General features: G+C 68.0%; 20 protein-coding genes. 16 read left to right on the top strand and 4 right to left on the bottom strand.

Translation table 11 applies throughout. The features are described from left to right. Positions 1-2 precede the first annotated feature (2 nt). From BDO18943_RS33500 to BDO18943_RS33485, 4 genes are all read left to right on the top strand, one after another. A complete protein-coding gene (locus BDO18943_RS33500) occupies positions 3-647 on the top strand; it encodes an alpha/beta hydrolase (protein WP_175025650.1) in 645 nt (214 codons plus the stop codon). A gap of 486 nt (positions 648-1,133) precedes the next feature. Further along, positions 1,134-2,447 (top strand): D-alanyl-D-alanine carboxypeptidase family protein, encoded by a 1,314-nt coding sequence (locus BDO18943_RS33495; RefSeq protein ID WP_175025649.1) that lies wholly within the window; start codon positions 1,134-1,136, stop codon positions 2,445-2,447. Positions 2,448-2,495: 48 nt separating this feature from the next. Beyond that, positions 2,496-3,422 (top strand): D-amino acid aminotransferase, encoded by a 927-nt coding sequence (locus tag BDO18943_RS33490; RefSeq protein ID WP_175025648.1) that lies wholly within the window; start codon positions 2,496-2,498, stop codon positions 3,420-3,422. Next, positions 3,422-3,730 (top strand): HP0495 family protein, encoded by a 309-nt coding sequence (locus tag BDO18943_RS33485; protein ID WP_011353335.1) that lies wholly within the window; start codon positions 3,422-3,424, stop codon positions 3,728-3,730. The genes BDO18943_RS33490 and BDO18943_RS33485 overlap by 1 nt, the downstream gene beginning before the upstream one ends. On the opposite strand, the gene BDO18943_RS33480 is transcribed toward BDO18943_RS33485, so the two are convergent. Continuing rightward, the gene (locus BDO18943_RS33480) at positions 3,714-4,700 is read right to left on the bottom strand and encodes a transcriptional regulator GcvA (RefSeq protein WP_175025647.1); all 987 of its coding nucleotides are present in this window, start codon (positions 4,698-4,700) and stop codon (positions 3,714-3,716) included. The two genes, BDO18943_RS33485 and BDO18943_RS33480, sit on opposite strands and share 17 nt — an antisense overlap. A gap of 102 nt (positions 4,701-4,802) precedes the next feature. On the opposite strand from BDO18943_RS33480, the gene BDO18943_RS33475 reads away from it, so the two are divergent. From BDO18943_RS33475 to BDO18943_RS33450, 6 genes are all read left to right on the top strand, one after another. Continuing rightward, positions 4,803-5,129 (top strand): DUF2917 domain-containing protein, encoded by a 327-nt coding sequence (locus tag BDO18943_RS33475; RefSeq protein ID WP_175025646.1) that lies wholly within the window; start codon positions 4,803-4,805, stop codon positions 5,127-5,129. A gap of 83 nt (positions 5,130-5,212) precedes the next feature. Next, on the top strand, positions 5,213-5,971 hold the full coding sequence (gene lipB / locus BDO18943_RS33470) for a lipoyl(octanoyl) transferase LipB (RefSeq protein WP_175025655.1): 759 nt from the start codon (positions 5,213-5,215) through the stop codon (positions 5,969-5,971). Continuing rightward, positions 5,964-6,956 carry a lipoyl synthase gene (lipA, locus tag BDO18943_RS33465; RefSeq protein WP_175025645.1) on the top strand — a complete coding sequence of 331 codons (993 nt, stop codon included), beginning with the start codon at positions 5,964-5,966 and terminating at the stop codon, positions 6,954-6,956. The genes lipB and lipA overlap by 8 nt, the downstream gene beginning before the upstream one ends. 251 nt (positions 6,957-7,207) lie before the next feature. Further along, a complete protein-coding gene (tauA, locus tag BDO18943_RS33460; protein WP_175025644.1) occupies positions 7,208-8,224 on the top strand; it encodes a taurine ABC transporter substrate-binding protein in 1,017 nt (338 codons plus the stop codon). 28 nt (positions 8,225-8,252) lie between these two features. Then, positions 8,253-9,050, top strand: a complete 798-nt coding sequence (locus BDO18943_RS33455) for a taurine ABC transporter ATP-binding protein (RefSeq protein WP_174946573.1) — start codon at positions 8,253-8,255, stop codon at positions 9,048-9,050. After that, positions 9,050-10,012, top strand: a complete 963-nt coding sequence (locus BDO18943_RS33450) for an ABC transporter permease subunit (protein WP_175025654.1) — start codon at positions 9,050-9,052, stop codon at positions 10,010-10,012. Before BDO18943_RS33455 ends, BDO18943_RS33450 begins: the two co-directional genes overlap by 1 nt. Before the next feature lie 37 nt (positions 10,013-10,049). Here the strand turns inward: BDO18943_RS33450 and BDO18943_RS33445 are convergent, their stop codons facing one another. From BDO18943_RS33445 to BDO18943_RS33435, 3 genes are all read right to left on the bottom strand, one after another. Continuing rightward, on the bottom strand, positions 10,050-10,646 hold the full coding sequence (locus BDO18943_RS33445) for a hypothetical protein (protein ID WP_175025643.1): 597 nt from the start codon (positions 10,644-10,646) through the stop codon (positions 10,050-10,052). Beyond that, positions 10,643-12,520, bottom strand: a complete 1,878-nt coding sequence (gene ggt / locus BDO18943_RS33440) for a gamma-glutamyltransferase (RefSeq protein ID WP_175025642.1) — start codon at positions 12,518-12,520, stop codon at positions 10,643-10,645. The genes BDO18943_RS33445 and ggt overlap by 4 nt, the downstream gene beginning before the upstream one ends. Positions 12,521-12,592: 72 nt before the next feature. Continuing rightward, positions 12,593-13,555 (bottom strand): LysR family transcriptional regulator, encoded by a 963-nt coding sequence (locus BDO18943_RS33435; protein WP_122946352.1) that lies wholly within the window; start codon positions 13,553-13,555, stop codon positions 12,593-12,595. Between the two features lie 249 nt (positions 13,556-13,804). On the opposite strand from BDO18943_RS33435, the gene BDO18943_RS33430 reads away from it, so the two are divergent. The 6 genes from BDO18943_RS33430 to BDO18943_RS33405 all read left to right on the top strand — a co-directional run bounded on the left by BDO18943_RS33430 (position 13,805) and on the right by BDO18943_RS33405 (position 21,812). Next, a complete protein-coding gene (locus BDO18943_RS33430) occupies positions 13,805-15,937 on the top strand; it encodes a 3-hydroxyacyl-CoA dehydrogenase NAD-binding domain-containing protein (protein ID WP_175025641.1) in 2,133 nt (710 codons plus the stop codon). A gap of 29 nt (positions 15,938-15,966) precedes the next feature. Further along, positions 15,967-17,175, top strand: a complete 1,209-nt coding sequence (locus BDO18943_RS33425; RefSeq protein WP_175025640.1) for an acyl-CoA dehydrogenase family protein — start codon at positions 15,967-15,969, stop codon at positions 17,173-17,175. 14 nt (positions 17,176-17,189) lie between these two features. Continuing rightward, entirely contained in the window at positions 17,190-18,326 is a 1,137-nt protein-coding gene (locus BDO18943_RS33420; RefSeq protein WP_175025639.1) for an acyl-CoA dehydrogenase family protein, read from the top strand. A 30-nt stretch (positions 18,327-18,356) separates the two neighbouring features. After that, positions 18,357-19,562: a CaiB/BaiF CoA transferase family protein gene (locus tag BDO18943_RS33415; RefSeq protein ID WP_175025638.1), complete on the top strand. Its 1,206-nt coding sequence runs from the start codon at positions 18,357-18,359 to the stop codon at positions 19,560-19,562. 238 nt (positions 19,563-19,800) lie between these two features. Next, complete coding sequence (locus BDO18943_RS33410; RefSeq protein WP_089431721.1) at positions 19,801-20,106, top strand: DUF485 domain-containing protein; 306 nt, start codon at positions 19,801-19,803, stop codon at positions 20,104-20,106. Between the two features lie 11 nt (positions 20,107-20,117). Then, complete coding sequence (locus BDO18943_RS33405; protein WP_175025637.1) at positions 20,118-21,812, top strand: cation acetate symporter; 1,695 nt, start codon at positions 20,118-20,120, stop codon at positions 21,810-21,812. The last annotated feature ends 196 nt before the right edge of the window (positions 21,813-22,008 follow it).

Genomic DNA, 22,008 nt, shown 5'->3' with positions numbered 1-22,008 from the left:
GAATGAACGTTCATACGCAGAAGTCGCTGATCGCGGGCCCGGTCGGGCAGATCGAAATCGCGGTCGACCTGCCCGACGCCGTGCGCGAAGGCACTGCCGCGCCACGCGGCATCGCGCTCGTCGCACATCCGCATCCGCTGTTCGGCGGCACGATGGACAACAAGGTCGCGCAAACACTCGCGCGCACGCTCGTGCAGCTGAACTACGTCGTGTTCCGGTCGAACTTCCGCGGCGTTGGCGCGACCGAAGGCGTGCACGACAACGGCACCGGCGAGGCCGACGACCTGCTCGCGGTGCTCGCGCACATGCGCGCGCAGGCCGCGTATGCGGACCTGCCGCTCGTGCTTGCGGGCTTCTCGTTCGGCACCTTCGTGCTGTCGCACGTCGCGAAGCGGCTGCGCGACGCGGGCGGGACGATCGAACGGATGGTGTTCGTCGGCACGGCCGCGAGCCGCTGGCAGGTAGCCGACGTGCCCGAGAACACGCTCGTGATCCACGGCGAGACCGACGACACGGTGCCGATCGCGTCGGTGTACGACTGGGCGCGGCCGCAGGAACTGCCGGTCGTCGTGATCCCTGGCGCCGAGCACTTCCTGCATCGCAAGCTGCACGTGCTGAAGCGCATCATCGTCGACGCCTGGCGCTAGCCGGCGCGCGGGTGCCGGCATGACGCCGGCTGCCTGCGTCGCGTCGCATACACGACATCCGGCATGCGCTGGATGCGTGTTCCCCCGCACGACATCGCGCCGCCGCCGCGCGGCGCAACCCGACTTCCATACCGCCTGCGTAAGCCTTTCGCACAGCTTCGCGTGCGATGACGTGCAGCTTGCCGGCACCCTGAGCCCGATGCGGATGCGCAACTGTCCGGCGCCCGGTTCGCGAAAACGCCCTGCGCGGCCACGTATAATGGCCGCAATCCGCGTTGCCCGCGGCCCGGCTGGGCCCATGCGGCGCTCGTTTCGCCGCCTGTCCGCCCGCTCGCGACGGCAGCGAACCGAACGCGTCCGCACGAGTCCAACCGGCGCGTTTCGCGTCGCCCGACGATTTCGGGCGAGTGCCCGAAACGCCCGCCGCCTTGCCGTTCAACCCTGCGCGTTTCGCACCGCACTTTCTGCCATCAGCCTGAATCGATCATGCGTCTGTCTCCCCAAGGCCTCAAGTCCCTCGCTTCCTCCATCGCCTTCGGCACCGCCGCGCGCAACGTCGCGCTCGGCGTGATGCTGCCCGTCGCGCTCGCGTCGACGATCGTCGTCGCCGAGGCGAAGCCGGCCGCCAAGGCCAAGGCCGCGCATGCGGCGCCGGCCGCCACCGAGCAATTCACCGGCGCGCCCGCGACCTACATGCCGGGCGCAGTGCCGCCGCCGGGCGTGAATGCGCACTCGTGGGTGCTCGTCGATGCGACCAGCAACACGGTGCTCGCGTCGGGCAATGCCGATGAACGCGTCGAGCCCGCCTCGCTGACGAAGCTGATGACGGCGTACCTCGTGTTCGAAGCGCTCGACAAGAAGAAGATCTCGATGGAGCAGATCGTCACGCCGAGCGACGCCGTGCGCCGCGTCGGCCGCGACGAGTCGCGCATGTTCATCGAGGCGAACAAGCCGGTGTCCGTGCACGACCTCGTGTACGGGATGATCATCCAGTCGGGCAACGACGCCGCGATCGCGCTGGCCGAACTCGTCGGCGGCAGCGAAGGGCAGTTCGTCACGCTGATGAACGACGAGGCCGCGCGCCTCGGCATGAAGGGCACGCACTTTGCCGACGTGAACGGCATGCCCGACCCGAACCACTACACGACGGCCGGCGACCTCGCGAAGCTGTCCGCGCACCTGATCCGCGATTTTCCGCAGTACTACAGCATCTTCTCGGAGAAGGAATTCAAGTACAACAACATCCGCCAGGGCAACCGCAACCGTCTGCTGTGGCTCGACCCGACGGTCGACGGCCTGAAGACGGGCCATACGCAAGCGGCCGGCTACTGCCTGATCGCGTCGGCGAAGCGCGCGATCCCGGGTGTGGATGGCCAGCGCCGCCTGGTGTCGGTGATGATGGGTGAGCAGAAGGAAGGCGAGCGCACGCAGGACAGCATGAAGATGCTGAACTACGGCTACAGCGCGTTCGATTCGGTGCGCCTGTTCAAGGGCGGTCAGGCGATGTCGACGCCGCGCATCTACAAGGGCAAGGAAAACACCGTGCAGGTCGGCGTGAAGGGCGACCAGTGGGCGACCGTGCCGCGCGGCCTCGGCGACAAGGTCAAGACGGAAGTCGACGTGAACGCGCCGCTGATCGCGCCGCTCGCGGAAGGCCAGCAGGTCGGCACCGTGAAGATCGTCGCCGACGGCAAGACGCTGTCGGAATTCCCGGTCGTCGCACTGCAGGCGGTGCCGGAAGCGGGTATCTTCGGGCGTATCTGGGACTCGATCCTGCTGATGTTCAGCAAGAAGAAGTAAGCACGACGGGCCTTTGTTTTTACGACTTCATCCCCATCTGTCATTGCTATGAGCCAAGCCGAATTTGAACCGATCGTCTACCTCAGCGTGTCGTCGCAGGAGGAAATGGTGCCGCTGTCGGAAGCCCGTGTACCGGTGCTCGACCGCGGGTTCATCTTCGGCGACGGCGTGTATGAAGTTGTCCCCGTTTATGCGCACGACGGCGCGCACGTGCCGTTCCGGATCGAACAGCATCTGGCGCGGCTCGAGCGCAGCCTGAAGAAGATCGGCATCGTCAGCCCGCACGACGACGCGGGCTGGCGTGCGCTGATCGAGCGCGTCGTCGCGGCGAATGCCGAAGGGCTCGGCGACGGCAACGCGCTGGTCTATTTGCAGGTGACGCGCGGCGTCGCGAAGCGCGGCCACGCGTTCCCGGCGAACGCGGTGCCGACGGTGTTCGTGATGACGAGCCCGCTGCGCCTGCCGTCCGACGAAGAACGCGCGCAGGGCGTGCGTTGCGTGACGGCCGAGGATCGCCGCTGGCTGCATTGCGACATCAAGTCGATCTCGCTGCTCGGCAATGTGCTGATGGCGCAGCATGCGGCCGAACACGATGCGTTCGAGACGCTGCAGCTGCGCGACGGCAACCTGACGGAAGGCTCGTCGTCGAACGTGTGGATCGTGAAGAACGGCGAGCTGCTCGCGCCGCCGCGCAGCAACAAGATCCTCGAGGGGATCCGCTACGCGCTGATCGAGGAGCTGGCCGACGAGTGCAAGATCCCGTTCGTCGCGCGCGAGATCAGCGAAGTGGAGTTGCGCGCGGCCGACGAAATCATGATCACGTCGGCCACGAAGGAAGTGCTGCCCGTCACGTCGCTCGACGATCTGCCCGTGCAGGGCGGCAAGCCGGGCCCCGTGTTCGCGGCGTTGTATGACGCGTACCAGCGCGCGAAAGCGCGCGAGTTTGAACAGTTTGACCTAACCCGGAGCAAATGATGAGCGAACCGACCAAAACCATCGAGGTGACCGGCGCGATCGATACCCGGAAGGAGTCGCTGCTGGAGTTCCCGTGCGATTTCCCGATCAAGATCATGGGCAAGGCGCACCCGGAGTTCAAGGACACGATCTTCAAGGTCGTCGCCGTTCACGACAACGAGATCGATGTCGAGAAGATCGAAGAGCGCGCGTCGAGCGGCGGCAATTACACGGGCCTCACGATCACCGTGCGGGCGACGAGCCAGGAACAGCTCGACAACATCTACCGCGCACTGACCGGCCATCCGATGGTCAAGGTCGTACTCTAAGCGCCTTCCAGCCTCCCTCTTGCGCGCACTCGGCGGGGGTCTTCCCCGCTGCGCGCCGCGCGTCCAGCTCGTCGCACAGCTGCTTGTATTCGGCGACTTCCTGAAGCAGCCAGGTCCTGAACGCCTGCACGCGCGGCGTGTTCAGGAGCGGCGGCGGACACACGAAAAAATAGTGCCACGGGCTCGGCCCGTCGATGTCGAACAGGCGCACGATGCGCCCGTCGAGCAGGTCGTGCACCGCGAGCGAGCGGCGCACCAGCGCGATGCCCTGGCCGTCGATCGCGGCCAGCAGCAGGTTCGACGAATCCTGGTACAGAATCCCCCGTTTCGGCTCGGTCAGCGTCTTGAGCCCGGCCGCGTCGAACCACGGCCGCCACAGCTCGTCGTCCGAGCGCAACAGGTTGTAGTGCGCGAGATCGGCGGGCGTTTGCGGCAGCTTGCCGCCGTTCAGCGTTGGCGCGCACGCCGGAAAGAACACCTCGTCGAACAGCGGCTCGACATGCAGCCCCGGGTAGTTGCCGTGGCCGAAGCGGATCGCGAGATCGACGTCGTCGCGCGCGAAATCGGTGAGCGAGTTGGTGGACTGCAGTTCGACGTCGATTTCCGGATGCCGCTCGATGAACGTGCCGATGCGCGGCGTGATGAAGCGCGCGGCGAACGACGACAGCATCGACACCACGAGCCGCCGGTCGCGGTCGCTCGCGCGCACGTCGCGGGTCGCGTCGGCGATCACCATCAGCGCGGTGCGGATCTGTTGCGCGTAGCGCATGCCGACGTCGGTCAGGCACAGCCGCTTGCCGTTGCGCGTGAACAGCTGCACGCCGAGCTCCTCCTCGAGCGCGCGTACCTGATGGCTGACCGCGCCGTGCGTGACGTACAGCTCGTCGGCGGCGCGCGAGAAATTCTCGTGACGGGCGGCGGCTTCGAACGCGCGAATCGCGTTCAGCGCAGGTAGCTGGCGGAGGTCCATTTGCTAATTTTCCTCACATCGACGTGAAAATTGGTCGTTTTGTCAGACGCCTTGAAGTGACTACGATTGTAGCCATCGAAGCACTTATTGGCGGAGTCGATCATGCAAGAAATTTCTTCAAGCATCACGTTCGAAATCCCCGCGGGCGAAACCGTGCCGATGAAGGTACGACGCAGCACGCGGCTGGTGGTCCAGAGCGGGCCGGTGTGGGCGACGCGCAGCAACGACGTCAACGATTACTTCCTGGTCGACGGCGAAACGCTGAAGCTGCGCCGCGGCGAGCGGCTGTGGCTTAGCGCGGAAGGCCGGGAGGGCACGCGCGTGGCGTTCTCGGTGTCGCGGCCGCCCGGGGAAGTCGCGCTTGGCGGGCTGGCACGGCTGCGCGAACGCGTGAGCGCGCTGCTCCATGACGGATGGCGCACCGTCTGACCATCATTTCCTCCGACGGATACCGGCGATCCGTCCCCCTCCAAGGCCGGCGAGACCCACGGGTTTTCGGTAAACTACCGCCCATGTCCGTTTCGCCGGTTTCCATCGTGTCCACGCCTGTTGCCGTTTCCGCATCGTCCGCCGGGTCCCCGGGTCAGCCGGCTCCGCCGGTCACCGTGCGTTGGCGGGGCGTCGAGACCTACGAAGCGAGCTTCGACGCGATGCGCGCGTTCACCGACACGCGCACGGCCGACACCGGCGACGAGATCTGGCTGGTCGAGCACCCGCCCGTCTACACGCTCGGCCAGGCCGGCGACCCGGCCCACCTGCTGGTGGCCGACAGCGGCGTGCCGCTCGTGAAGGTCGACCGCGGCGGGCAAATCACTTACCACGGCCCCGGCCAGATCGTCGCCTACCTGCTGCTGGACCTGCGCCGGCGCAAGCTGATGGTGCGCACGCTCGTGACGAAGATCGAGGAGGCCGTGATCGAAACCCTCGCGGCGTATAATCTCGCTTCGGTCCGCAAGGCGGGTGCGCCCGGGATCTACGTGGCATCCGGCGTGCACGAGGGCGCGAAAATCGCCGCCCTCGGCCTGAAGATCCGCAACGGCTGCAGCTATCACGGGCTGAGCCTGAACGTGAAGATGGATCTGCGCCCGTTTCTTGCGATCAACCCGTGCGGCTATGCCGGACTGGAAACTGTCGACATGGCGAGCCTCGAGGTTGCCGCCGACTGGAACGACGTCGCCCATACGCTGGTGCGCCGTCTGATCGCCAACCTCGACGGCGCATCCGCGGCCGCCGACAAGCCGCAGGCACTGGAACAACATTCGAATGACTGACGTTACCGCTTCCCCCGCACCGGCCGATTCGGCCGCGACCGCTGCCTACGATCCGACCGCCAAGCAGAAGGCGCAGGCGAAGACGGCACGCATCCCGATCAAGGTCATTCCGATCGAGAAGCTGAAGAAGCCCGAGTGGATCCGCGTGAAGGCGGCCACCGGCAGTTCGCGCTTCAACGAGATCAAGACGATTCTGCGCGAGCACAACCTGCATACGGTGTGCGAGGAAGCGAGCTGCCCGAACATCGGCGAATGCTTCGGCAAGGGCACCGCGACGTTCATGATCATGGGCGACAAGTGCACGCGCCGCTGCCCGTTCTGCGACGTCGGCCATGGCCGCCCCGATCCGCTGGATCCGGACGAGCCGAAGAACCTCGCGCGCACGATCGGCGCGCTGAAGCTCAAGTACGTGGTGATCACGAGCGTCGACCGCGACGACCTGCGCGACGGCGGCGCCGGCCACTTCGTCGAGTGCATCCGCGAAGTGCGCGAGCAGTCGCCGGATACGCGCATCGAGATCCTGACGCCGGACTTCCGCGGCCGTCTCGACCGCGCGATCTCGATCCTGAACGCCGCGCCGCCGGACGTGATGAACCACAACCTCGAAACGGTGCCGCGCCTGTACAAGGAAGCGCGCCCGGGTTCGGACTACGCGCACTCGCTGAAGCTCCTGAAGGACTTCAAGGCGCTGCATCCGGACGTCGCGACGAAGTCGGGCCTGATGGTCGGCCTCGGCGAAACCGAAGAGGAAATCCTGCAGGTGATGCGCGACCTGCGCGCGCACGACGTCGACATGCTGACGATCGGCCAGTACCTGCAGCCGTCCGAGCACCACCTGCCGGTGCGCGCGTACGTGCATCCGGATACGTTCAAGATGTACGAGGAAGAGGCGTACAAGATGGGCTTCACGCACGCGGCCGTTGGCGCGATGGTGCGGTCGAGCTATCACGCCGATCTGCAGGCGCACGGGGCCGGAGTGGTCTGAGCGTCCTTGCTTCGCCGTCTTCCGGCGAAACCGAAAAAGCCCGCAGCGATGCGGGCTTTTTTGTTGGTGCGGATGCCATTCCTGCGTTCGCATGGCAATCGCCACCCGACCGGACACACAATCCAGTCGAACGTGGAAAGCAAAGCTGAAACGGCATCGATAGCTTCGCAGGATAAGTTCGCTCCCGCGGCGCACAAAGCTCCTATAGTCGGCTCTCCCGCAGCAATGCCCGCATTCCGAAGGAGAGCCGCATGTCCCGTTTCAGCTTCATCCGCCGCGCCGTCGTCGCGCTGACCGCCCTGGCCGCGCTCGGTGCGGCGCACGCCGAATCGCGCGAAGTCGTGATCGCGTACCAGGACATGGTGGTGCCGTGGCGCTATGCGCAGGCGAGCGGTGAAGTCGAAAAGGCGACCGGCTACAAGGTCACGTTCCGCAAGCTCGACAGCGGCGCCGACGTGATCCGCGCGCTCGCGTCGGGCTCCGTGCAACTCGGCGAGGCCGGCTCGAGCCCGATCGCGGCCGGGCTGTCGCAGGGGCTCGACATCTCGCTGTTCTGGGTGCTCGACAACATCAACGATGCCGAGGCGCTCGTCGCGCGCAACGGCTCGGGCGTGACGACCGTCGCGGGGCTGAAGGGCAAGAAGGTCGGCGTGCCGTTCGTGTCGACGTCGCACTTTCACACGCTCGTCGCGCTGCAGGCCGCGGGCGTCAATCCGAACGACGTGAAGATCGTCAACCTGCGTCCGCCCGAAGTCGCGGCCGCGTGGGCACGCGGCGACATCGATGCGACCTACATCTGGGATCCGGTGCTCGCGAAGGTCAAGCAGTCGGGCACCGTGCTGACCACGTCGGGCCAGGTTGCGAAAGAAAGTGGCAAGGCGACCTTCGACGGCTTCGTCGTGAGCCGCAAGTTTGCGCGCGAGAACCCCGAGTTCGTCACGCGCTTCGTGAAGGTGCTCGCGGCCGCGGATGCCGACTACCGCGCGCATGCGGCGGCGTGGAAGGTCGGCTCGCCGCAGGTCGCGGCGGTCGCGAAGGTATCGGGCGCGAACGCCCAGGACGTGCCGGCCAGCCTCGCGCTCTATGCATTCCCGACGCCGGCCGAGCAGGCATCGTCAACGTGGCTCGGCGGTGGTGCGCAGTCGGGTGCCGCGAAGTCGCTCGCGGCGACGGCCACGTTCCTCAAATCGCAAGGCACGATCCAGACGGTGCTCGCCGATTATTCGACCGGCGTCGATCCGCAGTTCGTGCAGAAGGCCGCGCGCTGAGCGCGGCGATCATCGCGGAGTCCCGAGCATGAGTACGCTGGAAGTTCGTCAGGTATCGGTGGCCTATCCGGGCGAGCGCGGCAGGCCGACGACGCAGGCGCTCGCGCGCGTCGACCTGCGCATCGATGCCGGTGAATTCGTCGTCGCGCTCGGCGCGTCCGGCTGCGGGAAGACGACGCTCTTGAACTGCATGGCCGGCTTCGTCGCGCCGACGACCGGCGACGTGCGCGTCGACGGCGTGCCGGTCACGGGCCCCGGCGCCGATCGCGGCGTCGTGTTCCAGAAGTACGCGCTGTTGCCGTGGCTCGACGTGCTCGACAACGTCGCGCTCGGGCTGCGCTTCGCGCGCGTGTCGAAGGCCGAACGCGAAGCGCGTGCGCGGGAGATGCTCGCGCTCGTCGGGCTCGACGGTCATGCGCATGCGCGCGTGTACGAGCTGTCGGGCGGGATGCAGCAGCGTGTCGGCATCGCGCGTGCGCTCGCGAGCGATCCGCGCGTGCTGTTGATGGACGAGCCGATGGGCGCGCTCGACGCGATGACGCGCGGCACGATGCAGGCGCTCGTGCTCGACGTGTGGGCGCGCACCGGCAAGACGGTGTTCTTCATCACGCACGATGTCGAGGAGGCATTGTTCCTCGCGACGCGTCTCGTCGTGATGACGCCCGGCCCCGGCCGGATCGCGGAAACCTTCGAGCTGCCGTTCGCGCGCCGCTACGTCGAATCGCGCGATGCGCGTGCCGTGAAGTCTTCACCGGATTTCATTGCGTGGCGCGAGCGGCTGATCGCGTACCTGCATCGCGACGAGGCTGCCGAGGTGGCCGCGTGATGCACGAACTCGCGCGACAGGGCGCGTCGGTCGGACGCGGTCGGATCAGCACTTTGCACAGGCAGGACAGCATGAGCACGCAGGATTCGTGGACGGCCGGCCAGACGGCCGCAGGTTTCGAGCAGGGCGATCGCACGCAGGTACGGGCGGCCGCGCGTCGTGCGCCGTCGTCGCGCCGCTACCGGTTGCCGGGGGAGGGGAAGACGGCGGCTTTGAGCACGGCGACGGTCGCGGTGCTGGCCGTGCTGTGGTGGGTCGCCACGCATCGCCAGTGGCTGCCGCCGCTGTTCCTGCCCGCACCGGAAGCCGTGTGGGCGGCATTCGTCGACGCATGGCACGGGCGCATCCAGGGCGGCCTGCCGTTGTCCGAGCATCTGCTGTGGAGTGCTGCGCGCGTATTCGGCGCGTTCCTGCTCGCGACCGCGATCGGCGTGCCGGCCGGCATCCTGATGGGTGTGAGCCGCGTCGCGCGCGGCGTGCTCGATCCGCTGCTGGAGTTCTACCGGCCGCTGCCGCCGCTCGCGTACCTGCCGCTCGTCGTGATCTGGTTCGGTATCGACGAAACGGCGAAGCTCGTCGTGATCTTCCTCGCGTGCTTCGCGCCGATCGCGATGGCCGCGCGCGCCGGCGTGCGCGCCGCGACGGTCGAGCAGATCAATGCCGCGTATTCGCTCGGCGGCAGCTTCGCGCAGATCGTGCGCCACGTGGTGCTACCGGCCGCGCTGCCGGAAATCCTCACCGGGCTGCGGATCGCGATCGGCTTCGGCTGGACGACGCTCGTCGCGGCCGAGATGGTTGCCGCGACGGCCGGACTCGGGCAGATGGTGCTCAACGCGTCGAGCTTCCTGCGCACCGACATCGTCGTGATGGGCATCCTGATCATCGGTGCGATCGCGTGGCTGTTCGATCTCGCGATGCGCTGGGTCGAGCGGCGGGTGGTGCCGTGGAAGGGGCGCGGGTAGGCAGGGCGCTGCGCGATCGGTCGTATCGGCGGGGTATTCAGATGTGCTGATAGACGACGGTCAGCGGCCGGCCGTATGCCGCGCCGAATTCGTCGATGAAGGTTTCGCTCAGCAGCCAGTTGTGGAAGCAAAAGCCGAGATGACCGAATGCCCACGGCGGATCGTAGCGCCACTGCGTGACGGCTTGCCGATGGCCGCATGCACCGCACTGGAGCGGCGCGTCGTCGTCCCCGTGGAACCACCGTGTGAACGCATCGCCCCACGCCTGGCCCAATGCCGTTTGCTCCGCATTGCAGGCCGGGCAGACGATCTCCAGACCGTTCCCGCCGGCATCGAAGACGCGGCGCTCGATGATCAGGGTCAGCCAGTTCGGGACCGGCGGCGGCACGCGTGCACGGGCGTCGCACGCGCTGGCATAACCGGACCCGAATGGATAGGCGAGGCCGTCGTCTTCCGTGAGTTCGCCGGCGTCGAAGCCATGGGTTCGGCCCCAGTCGCGATACAGATCGCCGACGCGCGTCGCGGCGCCGACGATCTTGCGTGCCTGCAGCCACGCGATCATGCGCTGCGCTTCGGCAGATGCGTCGGCAAGCGAAATCGCCGGGTCGACCAGGTAGGTGAAGTTGTCGCTCATTCGCCCATCGCCACGCCTTCCCGCCGCGGGTCGGCCCCCCCGAACCACACCGTCTGCCCCTGCACGTTCAACCGTTGAATCCCCTGCAGTCCCGAGTTCATCTCGACGACCTGCACGTCGTGCCCGCGGCCCTTCAGCCCGTCGGCGAGCGCGTCCGACACGCGGCCGCGTTCGAGCTGCGTCGGCCCGTTCATCGACCCGAAATTCGGCAGCGCGATCGCCTGCTGCATCGTCATCCCCCAGTCGAGCACGCCGACCAGCGTCTTCGCGACGTGGTTGATGATCGCGGGGCCGCCGGCCGAGCCGACGACCATCGTCACCTGCTTCGTCTTCTTGTCGAACGCGAGCTCCGGCGACATCGCCGAGCGCGGCCGCTTGCCGGGCTGCACGCGGTTCGCGACCGGCCGGCCGTTGTCGTTCGACACGAACGAGAAATCGGTGAGCTGGTTGTTCAGCATGAAGCCGCGCACCATCAGCCGCGAGCCGAATGCGTCCTCGATGCTGGTCGTCATCGACAGCGCCTGGCCGTAGCGGTCGACGATCGCGATGTCGGACGTCGACGGCAGCTCGGGGCTGCGGTCGTCGGCCATCGCGAGCGTCGCGCCCTGCGGCGTGCCGGCCTGCGCGATGCCCATGCTGCTGTCGCCGATCAGGTGCGCACGCTGCGCGAGATAGGTCTTGTCGGTGAGGCTCGCCCAGCTGCCGCCCGGCAGCGGCACGAAATCGGGATCGGCGACATAGCGCGCGCGGTCCGCATACGCGAGGCGCCCGGCTTCGCTGAACAGGTGCGCGGCGAACGGCGTCGGCTCGTAGCCGACGTCGTTGCGCACCGGCTTCTGCGCGCCGATCTGCTGCCAGTCGGGCATCGCTTCAAGGATGCCGAGCATCTGCGCGATCGCGAGGCCGCCCGACGACGGCGGCGGCATCCCGCACACGACCGAGCGCCGGTAATCGGCGCACAGCGGCGTGCGCACCTTCGCCTTGTAGCGCGCGAGATCCTGGAGTGACAGCAGGCCCGGGTTGGTCGGGTGCTTGCGCACCTTCGTGACGATGTCGCGCGCGATCGCGCCGCTGTAGAACGCGTTCGCGCCGCGCTCGGCGACCTGGCGCAGCACGGTCGCGAGCGCGGGGTTCTTCAGCAAGGTGCCGACCGCCTTCGGCGTGCCGTCCTTGTTGTAGAAGTACGCGCGCGCGGCCGGATCGTTTTTCAGGTACTTGTCGTTCGCGATCAGCATCGCGAGCCGCGGGCTGATCGTGAAACCGTGCTCGGCGAGCCGGATCGCCGGCTGGAACAGCCGGCGCCACGGCAGCTTGCCGTGCGCGCGGTGCGCGGCGTCGAGCATGCGCAGCACGCCCGGCGTGCCGACCGAACGCCCGCCGACGACACCTTCGTAGAAGCTCATCGGCTGGCCGGTCGGCCCGTAGAACAGGCGGTCGGTCGCGGCGGCCGGCGCGGTTTCGCGGCCGTCGTAGGCCTGTGTCGCCTTGCCGTCGAAGTACAGCAGGAACGCGCCGCCGCCGATCCCCGACGATTGCGGCTCGACGAGCGCGAGCACCATCTGCGTGGCGATCGCCGCGTCGATCGCGGTGCCGCCCGCCTTCAGCATGTCGTAGCCGGCCTGCGTCGCGAGCGGGTTCGCGGCCGCGATCATGAAGTGCTGCGAGGTCCAGCCCGGCTTGTCGGTCCAGCCGGACGACAGCTCGGGCGCGTGGACGCCGGGCAGCGGCACGGCGGCACCCGATGCGGCGGCGACGGGCACCACCGCACCCGACGGCGGCGTGGACGGGGACGTGCAGCCGGCATTGAACGCGACGAGCGCGACGGCGGCGAGCAGCGTCCAGGAGCGCGAATGCGGACGAATCCGGTCGAACATTGAACCCTCGGCAGCAGTGAATTCGAAGGAGGCGACGGTGCCGGCGCAGCGCGGCTGCCCGCCCCGGGCGCGCTATTGTCGCCGCGCGGCCGGCGGCTTGTCACCCGACAGGAAACCCTGACCCATCGCGCCGGGCCCGCCCCGGCCGGTCTTTCCGGCCTGTTCGAGGATGAACTCTATGAACGTCGACGTCGCGCGCGTGTGGTGCCGGTTCGGCATGTAGAGCATGTACATGTGCGTGCCGAAGATACTGAGCCGGTACGCGTCGAGCGACGTGACGACCGTGCCGCGCCGGATGTCGTCGTGCACCACGTAGTCGGGCACGATGCCGACGCCGATCCCGCCGAGGATCGCCTGCCGCAGGAACAGGAAGTTCTCCGAAACCAGCGTCGGCTCGAGCAGCACCTCGTGGCGCTCGTCGCCGAGATAGGCGGCGATCCGGAGCTGCCGGCCCATCACCGTCGCGGTGACGACGGGGGAGGCCGACAACGCGCCGAGGCTCGCCGGCATCCCGTGCTCGGCCGCGAATGCGGCGGACGCGCACGCGACGTAGCGCACCGCGCCCATGTCGCGCGCGACGAGGTTCTGCGGCGGCTCCGGCATCACGCGCACCGCGATGTCGATCTCGTCGCGCATCAGGTCTTCCACGCGGTTCTCGAACACGACGTCGAGCACGATGCCCGGATGCAGCCGCTTGAACGCGAGCAGCCAGTCGGACATCACCATCTGCCCGTAGCCGCTCGGCACCGACAGCCGCACGCGGCCCTGCAGGTCCTGACCGAGCGTCGTCACCGATTCCTGCGCGGCCAGCAGCTCGTTGCGGATGCGCCGGCCGTGTTCGTACAGTTTCAGCCCGATCTCGGTCGGCTCGATACGCCGCGTCGTGCGCCGCACGAGCTGCTGGCCGATCGAGCGTTCGAGCTGGTTCAGCCGGTAGCTGACGTTCGCCCGGCTCATCTTGAGCCGCTGCGCGGCCTTGCTGAGATTGCCGGCGTCGAGGATCTCGACGAGCAGCGTCAGCGCGTTCAGGTCCATGCGTCGCGTCTCCTGATCCGTCCCGTTTAACGGTTGGAAGCATTCAGTGTCAAGTCAGACTTGACAGCTTGTAAAAGCGAGAGGGAATTGTCAATGAATCTCGATCAATCGAGAATCGGGTCATGCCCGGCGTATGGCCGGATCTTGTCCCGCTTCGTGCGGGACCGGGGCGGGTGCCCCGGCGCCGCTCGCGATGCCGCGAGCCACGAACCGGCGTCGACGCACCGGCCGCCGCGTCAAGGAGACACGATGAATTCACCCGCTTCCCCCATCAGCCCGGCGGGCACCGTCACGCGCGAGCGGCGCGACAAGGTGCTCGTCGTCACGATCGACCATCCGCCTGTCAACGCGCTGTCCGCCGATGTGCGGCGCGGCCTCGCCGACGCGCTCGACGCCGCGCAGGCCGACGACGCGATCCGCGCGGTGCTGATCGTCGGCGCCGGCCGCAACTTCATCGCGGGTGCCGACATCCGCGAATTCGGCAAGCCGCCGGTGCCGCCGTCGCTGCCCGACGTGTGCGAGCGGATCGAATCGGGCACGAAGCCGGTCGTGGTCGCGCTGCACGGCGCGACGCTCGGCGGCGGCCTCGAAGTCGCGCTCGCCGCGCATTACCGGCTCGCGGTGCCCGGCACGAAGCTCGGGTTGCCCGAAGTCACGCTCGGCCTGCTGCCCGGCGCGGGCGGCACGCAGCGCGCACCGCGCCTGATCGGTGCGAAGGCCGCGCTCGACTTGATGCTGACGGGCCGTCACGCGAGCGCTGACGAAGCGCTCGCGCTCGGCCTCGTCGACCGCGTCGCGCACAGTGACGACACGCTCGCCGAAGGGCTGGCCTACGCGCAGGAACTCGTGTCGCTCGGCGCACCGGTGCGCCGCACGTGCGACGCGCAGGGGCTGGCCGACCGCGCGGCCGCGCAGGCCGTGATCGATGCGGCGCGCGCGGAGCTGCCGAAGAAATCGCGCGGCCTGTTCTCGCCCGCGAAGATCGTCGACGCGGTCGAGGCCGCACTCACGCAGTCGTTCGACGCGGGGATGAAGTTCGAGCGCAGCCTGTTCCTTCAGTGCGTCGACAGCCCGCAGCGCGCGGGCCTCGTGCATGCGTTCTTCGCGGAGCGCGAAGCGGCGAAGGCGCCCGAGGCGCGGCGCGCGAGCGCACGGCCGGTCGAGCGGATCGGCGTGGTCGGCGGCGGCACGATGGGCGCGGGCATCGCGGTCGCGGCGCTCGATGCCGGGCTGCCGGTGACGATGATCGAACGCGACGAAGCGTCGCTCGCGCGCGGCCGCGCGCACGTCGAGAAGGTGTACGACGGCCTCGTCGCGAAAGGGCGGATGACGCCAGCCGCGCACGCGGCGCGGCTCGCGCGCTTCAAGGGCAGCACGTCGTACGACGCGCTCGCGCAGGCCGACGTCGTGATCGAGGCCGTGTTCGAAGACATGGCCGTGAAGCAGGCCGTGTTCGCCGAACTCGCGCGCGTGTGCAAGCCGGGCGCGGTGCTCGCGACCAACACGTCGTATCTCGACATCGACGAACTGGCCGCGAGCATCGACCGGCCGGCCGACGTGATCGGCCTGCATTTCTTCTCGCCGGCCAACGTGATGAAGCTGCTCGAGATCGTCGTGCCGGCGCGCGTGAGCGCGGACGTCGTCGCGACCGCGTTCGCGCTGGCGAAGCAGCTGAAGAAGACGCCGGTGCGCGCGGGCGTGTGCGATGGCTTCATCGGCAACCGGATCCTCGCGGTTTATCGGACGGCGGCCGACTACCTGATGGAAGACGGCGCGTCGCCGTACCAGATCGACCGCGCGGTGCGCGAATTCGGTTTCCCGATGGGGCCGTTCCAGGTCGTCGATCTCGCGGGTGGCGACATCGGCTGGGCGACCCGCAAGCGCCGCGCGGCGACGCGTGACCCGCGGGCACGCTACGCGGAGATTTCCGACCGGCTGTGCGAGCGCGGCTGGTTCGGCCAGAAGACGGCGCGCGGCTATTACCTGTATCCGGACGGCGCGCGCGTCGGCACACCGGACCCGGAAGTCGAAGCGATCGTCGCCGAAGAGCGCGCGAAGAAGGGCGTCACGCCGCGCACATTCACCGACGACGAAATCATGCGCCGCTACCTCGCCGCGATGATCAACGAAGGTGCAAACGTCGTGCACGAGAAGATCGCGCTGCGCCCGCTCGATGTCGATGCGGTGTTCCTGTACGGCTACGGCTTCCCGCGCTATCGCGGCGGCCCGATGCACTACGCGGACACGGTCGGCCTCGCGAACGTGCTCGCCGATATCCGTGCGTTCGCGAAGGAAGATCCGCTGTTCTGGAAGCCGTCGCCGCTGCTCGTCGATCTCGTCGCGCGCGGCGCGGATTTCGCGAGCCTGAACCGCATCGACTGAACGCTCACCGCATTCGTAACGGACCGAAGATGGACCTCAATTTCACTCCCGAAGAGGAAGCCTTCCGCACGGAAGTGCAGCGCTTCCTGCAAGCCGAACTGCCCGCGCGCATCGCGCGCAAGGTGAAGGGCGGCCTGCATCTCACGCGCGACGACATGCGCGAATGGCACGCGACACTCAACGCGCGCGGCTGGCTCGCGAGCCACTGGCCGCGCGAATACGGCGGCCCCGGCTGGAGCGTCGCGCAGAAGTTCCTGTTCGACAACGAGTGTGCGCTCGCGGGTGCGCCGCGCATCGTGCCGTTCGGCGTGAACATGCTCGGCCCTGTGCTGATCAAGTACGGCAACGAAGCGCAGCAGCGCCGCTGGCTGCCGCGCATCCTCGACGGCACCGACTGGTGGTGCCAGGGCTACTCGGAGCCGGGCGCCGGTTCCGATCTGGCGGCGGTGAAGACGAGCGCGGTGCGCGGCATCGACGCGCAGGGCGAGCACTACGTCGTGAACGGCCAGAAGACGTGGACCACGCTCGGCCACTACGCGAACATGATCTTCTGCCTCGTGCGCACCGCGACCGACGTGCGCAAGCAGGAAGGCATCAGCTTCCTGCTGATCGACATGAACACGCCGGGCGTCGAGGTCCGTCCGATCATTACGCTCGACGGCGAGCACGAAGTGAACGAGGTGTTCTTCACCGACGTGCGCGTGCCGGCCGACAACCTCGTCGGCGAAGAGAACCGCGGCTGGACCTACGCGAAATACCTGCTCACGTACGAGCGCACCAACATCGCCGGAATCGGCTTCTCGACGGCCGCGCTCGACCGGTTGCGCGCGGTGGCTGCGAAGGTCACGAAGAACGGCCGGCCGCTTGCCGACGATCCGTTCTTCGCGGCGCGTATCGCGCGGGTCGAGATCGAACTCGAGAACATGCGCACGACCAACCTGCGCGTGCTGGCCGCGGTCGCGGGCGGCGGCGCGCCGGGTGCGGAAAGCTCGATGCTGAAGATTCGCGGCACGCAGATCCGCCAGGAGATCACCGCGCTGATGCGGCGCGCGATGGGGCCGTATGCGCAGCCGTTCGTCGAGGAAGCACTCGATGCCGACTACGACGGCGAGCCGGTCGGCCCGGACGAAGCCGCGAGCGCCGCGCAGCAGTACTTCAACAACCGCAAGCTGTCGATCTTCGGCGGCTCGAACGAGATCCAGAAGAACATCATCGCGAAGATGATGCTCGGGCTGTAACGAGGGACGCGACGATGGATTTTCAGCACACAGAAGACCGCCGGATGCTGGCGGATACGTTGAACCGCTTCATCGCCGAACAGTACGCGTTCCCGGTGCGCGATCGCATTGCGCAGTCGGCCGAGGGGTTCGATCGCGCGATGTGGCAGCGCTTTGCCGAACTCGGTACGGTCGGCGCGCTGTTTTCCGAAGCCGACGGCGGTTTCGGCGGCGCGGGCTTCGACATCGCCGTGGTGTTCGAATGCGTCGGGCGCGGGCTCGTCGTCGAGCCGTTCCTCGGCGCGCTGCTCGCGGGCCGTGCGCTGTCGCTCGCCGGCGGCGCGGCGCATCGCGACCGGCTCGCCGCGCTGATCGACGGCAGTGCGAGCGCCGCGTTCGCGCATGACGAGCCGGGCTCGCACTACGAACTGACGACCGTGCGCACGCGCGCCGAGCGCTCGGGCGACGGCTGGCTGCTGACGGGCGCGAAGGGTGTCGTCGACCAGGCCGCGCAGGCGGCGTTCTTCGTCGTCAGCGCACGCGTGTCGGGTCACGACGACGATGCGTCCGGCATCGGCCTGTTCGTCGTGCCGGCCGACGCACCGGGCGTATCGCTGCGCGACTACCAGAAGATCGACGGCGGCCGCGCGGCCGAAGTGCGCTTCGAACGCGTCGCGCTGCCGGCCGATGCCGCGCTCGGCGCGCATGACGGTGAAGCGGGTGCCGAGCTGCTCGAGCGCGTGCTCGGCTACGGGCTGCTTGCGCTGTCGGCGGAAGCGCTCGGCGCGATGGACGTCGCGAAGGAATACACGCTCGACTACCTGCGTACGCGCAAGCAGTTCGGTTTGCCGATCGGCAGCTTCCAGGCGCTGCAGCACCGGATGGCCGACTTGCTGCTCGAAGTCGAGCAGGCGCGCTCGGCCGTGATCAACGCAGCTGCGCAGCTCGATGCACCGCGCGCGGTGCGCGAACGCGCGCTCGCGGCGGCGAAGTACACGATCGGCCGGATCGGCACGCTCGTCGCCGAGGAGAGCATCCAGTTGCATGGCGGGATCGGGATGACGTGGGAGCTTCCGCTGTCGCATTACGCGAAGCGCCTCGTGATGATCGATCACCAGCTCGGCGACGAGGATCACCATCTCGCGCGCTATATCGCGCTGTCGAAACCGTAAGAACGAACGACGCGAATGGAGGAGACAAGGATGACGAACGAATCGCGCGCATTGCCGCTGGCCGGCGTGAAGGTGCTCGATTTCTCGCGCGTGCTCGCGGGCCCGTGGTGCGCGATGGTGCTCGCCGATTTCGGCGCGGAAGTGATCAAGGTCGAGCATCCGGCGCGCGGCGACGATACGCGCGACTGGGGCCTGAGGATCGGCGACACCGAGACGACCTACTTCAACAGCGTGAACCGCAGCAAGCGCTCGATCTGTCTCGACCTGCAGACCGACGAAGGGCAGCGGCTCGCACGCGAACTGGCCGCGCAGGCCGACGTCGTGCTTCACAACTTCAAGTTCGGCGGCGCGGAAAAGCTCGGGCTCGGCTACGACGCGCTGGCCGAGCTGAATCCGCGCCTCGTGCACTGCGCGATCTCCGGCTACGACCGTTCGGGCACCGAGGCCGCACGGCCTGGCTACGACCTCGTCGTGCAGGGCGAGGCCGGGCTGATGGCGCTGAACGGCGAAGCCGGCCAGCCGCCGCTGAAGTTCGGCGTCGCGGCGGTCGACCTGTTCACCGGCATGTATTCGGCGCAGGCGATCCTCGCCGCGTTGTACGAGCGCCATACGACGGGGCGCGGGCGGCGCATCGAGATGGCGCTGTTCGACTGCGGGCTGATGATCACCGCGTACTACGGGCTCGACGCGCTGCTGATGGGCGAGGACCCGCCGCGCTACGGCAACGCGCATCCGTCGATCGTGCCGTACGGCGTGTTCGACGCGGCCGACGGCCCGCTCGTGATCACGGTCGGCAACAACACGCAGTTCGCGCGCTTCTGCGAGGCGATCGAGCGGCCCGATCTCGCGGCCGACGCGCGTTACAAGACCAACCTCGGCCGCTCGGAGAGTCGCGCCGATCTGCTGCCGGAGATTCGTCGCGAACTCGCAAGCCGGTCGCGCGCGACGTTGCTCGCGGCGCTCGCCGATGCGGGCATTCCGTGCGGGGAAGTGCTCGGGCTGCACGAAGCGCTGAAGTCGGAACGCGCGACGAGCGCGGGGCTCGTCACGCGGCAGCCGCACCCGGTCGCGGGCGGCGTCGACGTGCTTGCGCCGCCGTATCGGTTCGACGGCGCACGGCTGCCGGTGCGCGGTGCGCCACCGGTGCTCGGTGCGGATACGGATGCGGTGCTCGGTGGCTGGCTCGGGATGTCGGCCGACGAGGTCGCGCGGCTGCGTGCGGATCGCGTCGTGTAGCGCATTTCTTGCCGCCGCGGCGCGGGCGGATCGGTAGACGCGCCGGCCATCCACAAAACACCCCTCGCGACGACGAGGAGGTCGCCCTGCGGGGACTGGAGTAAGCGCTAAAGCGCCAACTCCGGTCGACCGCGAAGCATGGGACCCGAGTAAGCGCTAAAGCGCTAACTCTGGTCGACCGCGAAGCATGGGACCCGAGTAAGCGCTAAAGCGCTAACTCTGGTCGACAGGAGACACCATGGAGCTTTCCGTCATCGAATCGGTCACGGCGCGCCGTGACTACCAGCAGCTCGTGCGTGCGCGGCGCCGCTTCAGCTTCACGCTGACGGCGCTGATGATCGCCACGTACTACGGCTTCATCCTGCTCGTCGCGCTCGCGCCGCACGTGCTCGCCGCGCCGCTGTACCGCGGCGCGACCATGACGGTCGGAATCGCCACGGGCGTCGCGATCATCCTGGTCGCGATCAGCCTGACCGCGTGCTACGTGCTGCGCGCGAACCGTGCGTTCGACCGCCGCGTCGACGCGATCCTGCAGCGTTCGTGACGGAGGCCCACATGCGACGACCCTCGATCGCGCTCGGCGCGCTTGCCGTTCCCGTAGCGTTCGTTTCCTCCGCCGCCCACGCGGTATCCGTTGCGGGCCCGATGCCCGGCAAGGTCGAACTGAACCCGGTCGCGATCGGGATGTTCTTCGCGTTCGTGTTCGCGACGCTCGCGCTCACGCGCTGGGCCGCGCGCCGCACGCGCTCGACGCGCGACTTCTACACGGCCGGCGGCGGCATCACCGGGCTGCAGAACGGGCTCGCGATCGCGGGCGACTACATGTCGGCTGCGTCGTTCCTCGGGCTGTCCGGGATGGTGTTCATGTTCGGCTTCGACGGGCTGATCTACTCGATCGGCTTCCTGGTCGGCTGGCCGTTCGTGATGTTCCTGATCGCCGAGCCGCTGCGCAACCTCGGCAAGTTCACGTTCGTCGACGTCGTCGCGTACCGTTTCGCGCAGCGGCCGATCCGGCTGCTGACGTCCGCGAATTCGTTGACCATCGTCGTCTTGTACCTCGTCGTGCAGATGGTCGGCGCGGGCAAGCTGATCCAGCTGCTGTTCGGGCTGTCGTACGGCACGGCCGAGCTGATCGTCGGCGTGCTGATGGTCGTGTACGTGTTCTTCGGCGGGATGACGGCCACCACCTGGGTGCAGGTGATCAAGGCCGTGCTGCTGTTGTGCGGCGCGACGCTGCTCGTCGTGCTCGCGCTCAGCGAATTCGGCTTCAGCGTCGACGAGATGTTCCGCCGCGCGGTGGCCGTGCATCCGGGCGCGCTGTCGATCATGGGCCCCGGCAAGCTGATCCGCGATCCGGCCAACGCGCTGTCGCTCGGCATCGCGCTGATGTTCGGCACGGCCGGCTTCCCGCACATCCTGATGCGCTTCTTCACGGTGCCGAACGCGAAGGAGGCGCGCAAGTCGGTGCTCTACGCGACCGGCTTCATCGGCTACTTCTATTTGCTGACGTTCGTGATCGGCTTCTCGGCGATCGTGCTGCTCGCGCAGCATCCGGAGTTCTTCAAGCTCGGCGCGGACGGCTCGTTCAACCTCACGCACGACCTGCTCGGCGGCTCGAACATGGTCGCGGTGAAGCTCGCGCAGGCGGTCGGCGGGAACTGGTTCTACGGCTTCATCGCGGCCGTCACGTTCGCGACGATCCTCGCGGTGGTCGCGGGCCTGACGCTCGCCGGCGCGACGACGATCTCGCACGACCTGTACGCGCAGATGTGGGCGCGCGGCAAACCGGACGAACGCGTCGAGATGCGCATCTCGCGCGCGGCGACGATCGCGCTGTCGGCGGTGGCGATCGGGCTGTCGATCCTGTTCGAGCACGTGAACGTCGCGTTCATGGTCGGGCTCGTCGCGGCGGTGGCTGCGAGCGCGAATTTCCCGGTGCTGGCGATGTCGATCTTCTGGCGCGGGATGACGACGCGCGGCGCGGTGCTCGGCGGCGGCCTCGGCCTCGCGTCGGCGGTCGCGCTCACGGTGCTGTCGAAGTCGGTGTGGGTCGACGTGCTGCACCACGCGCATGCGCCGGTGTTCCTCGACAACCCGGCGCTCGTATCGGTGCCGCTCGCGTTCATCGGGATCGTCGTCGGCTCGCTGCTGGATCGCGGCGAGCGCGCACGGCGCGAGCGCGACGCGTTCGCGCAGCAGGAGTTCTACGCGCAGACGGGCGTGCTCGCCGGCCGCGCCGTGCAGCATTGATTCATTAGACGAAATGGGATATCCGTCCGGATCGCCGGACGGATGTTTTCCGGAAATCCGGAATCCCGGATTTCCTTGCCTGCCACATTATGAGAAATACAATAAAAACAACGGCTTGAGGGCTTCCGGACACCTGGCATCGACCTTGCAATATAAAGCGCACGGCCATCCCCCGGCCGAACTACTACAGCAAGCA

It is taken from the genome of Burkholderia aenigmatica, from assembly GCF_902499175.1.
In the GTDB taxonomy this organism is placed as follows: Bacteria; Pseudomonadota; Gammaproteobacteria; order Burkholderiales; family Burkholderiaceae; genus Burkholderia; species Burkholderia aenigmatica.
The sequence above is the reverse complement of the archived record's forward strand: the minus strand, read 5'-3'. Positions and strand labels throughout refer to the sequence as shown.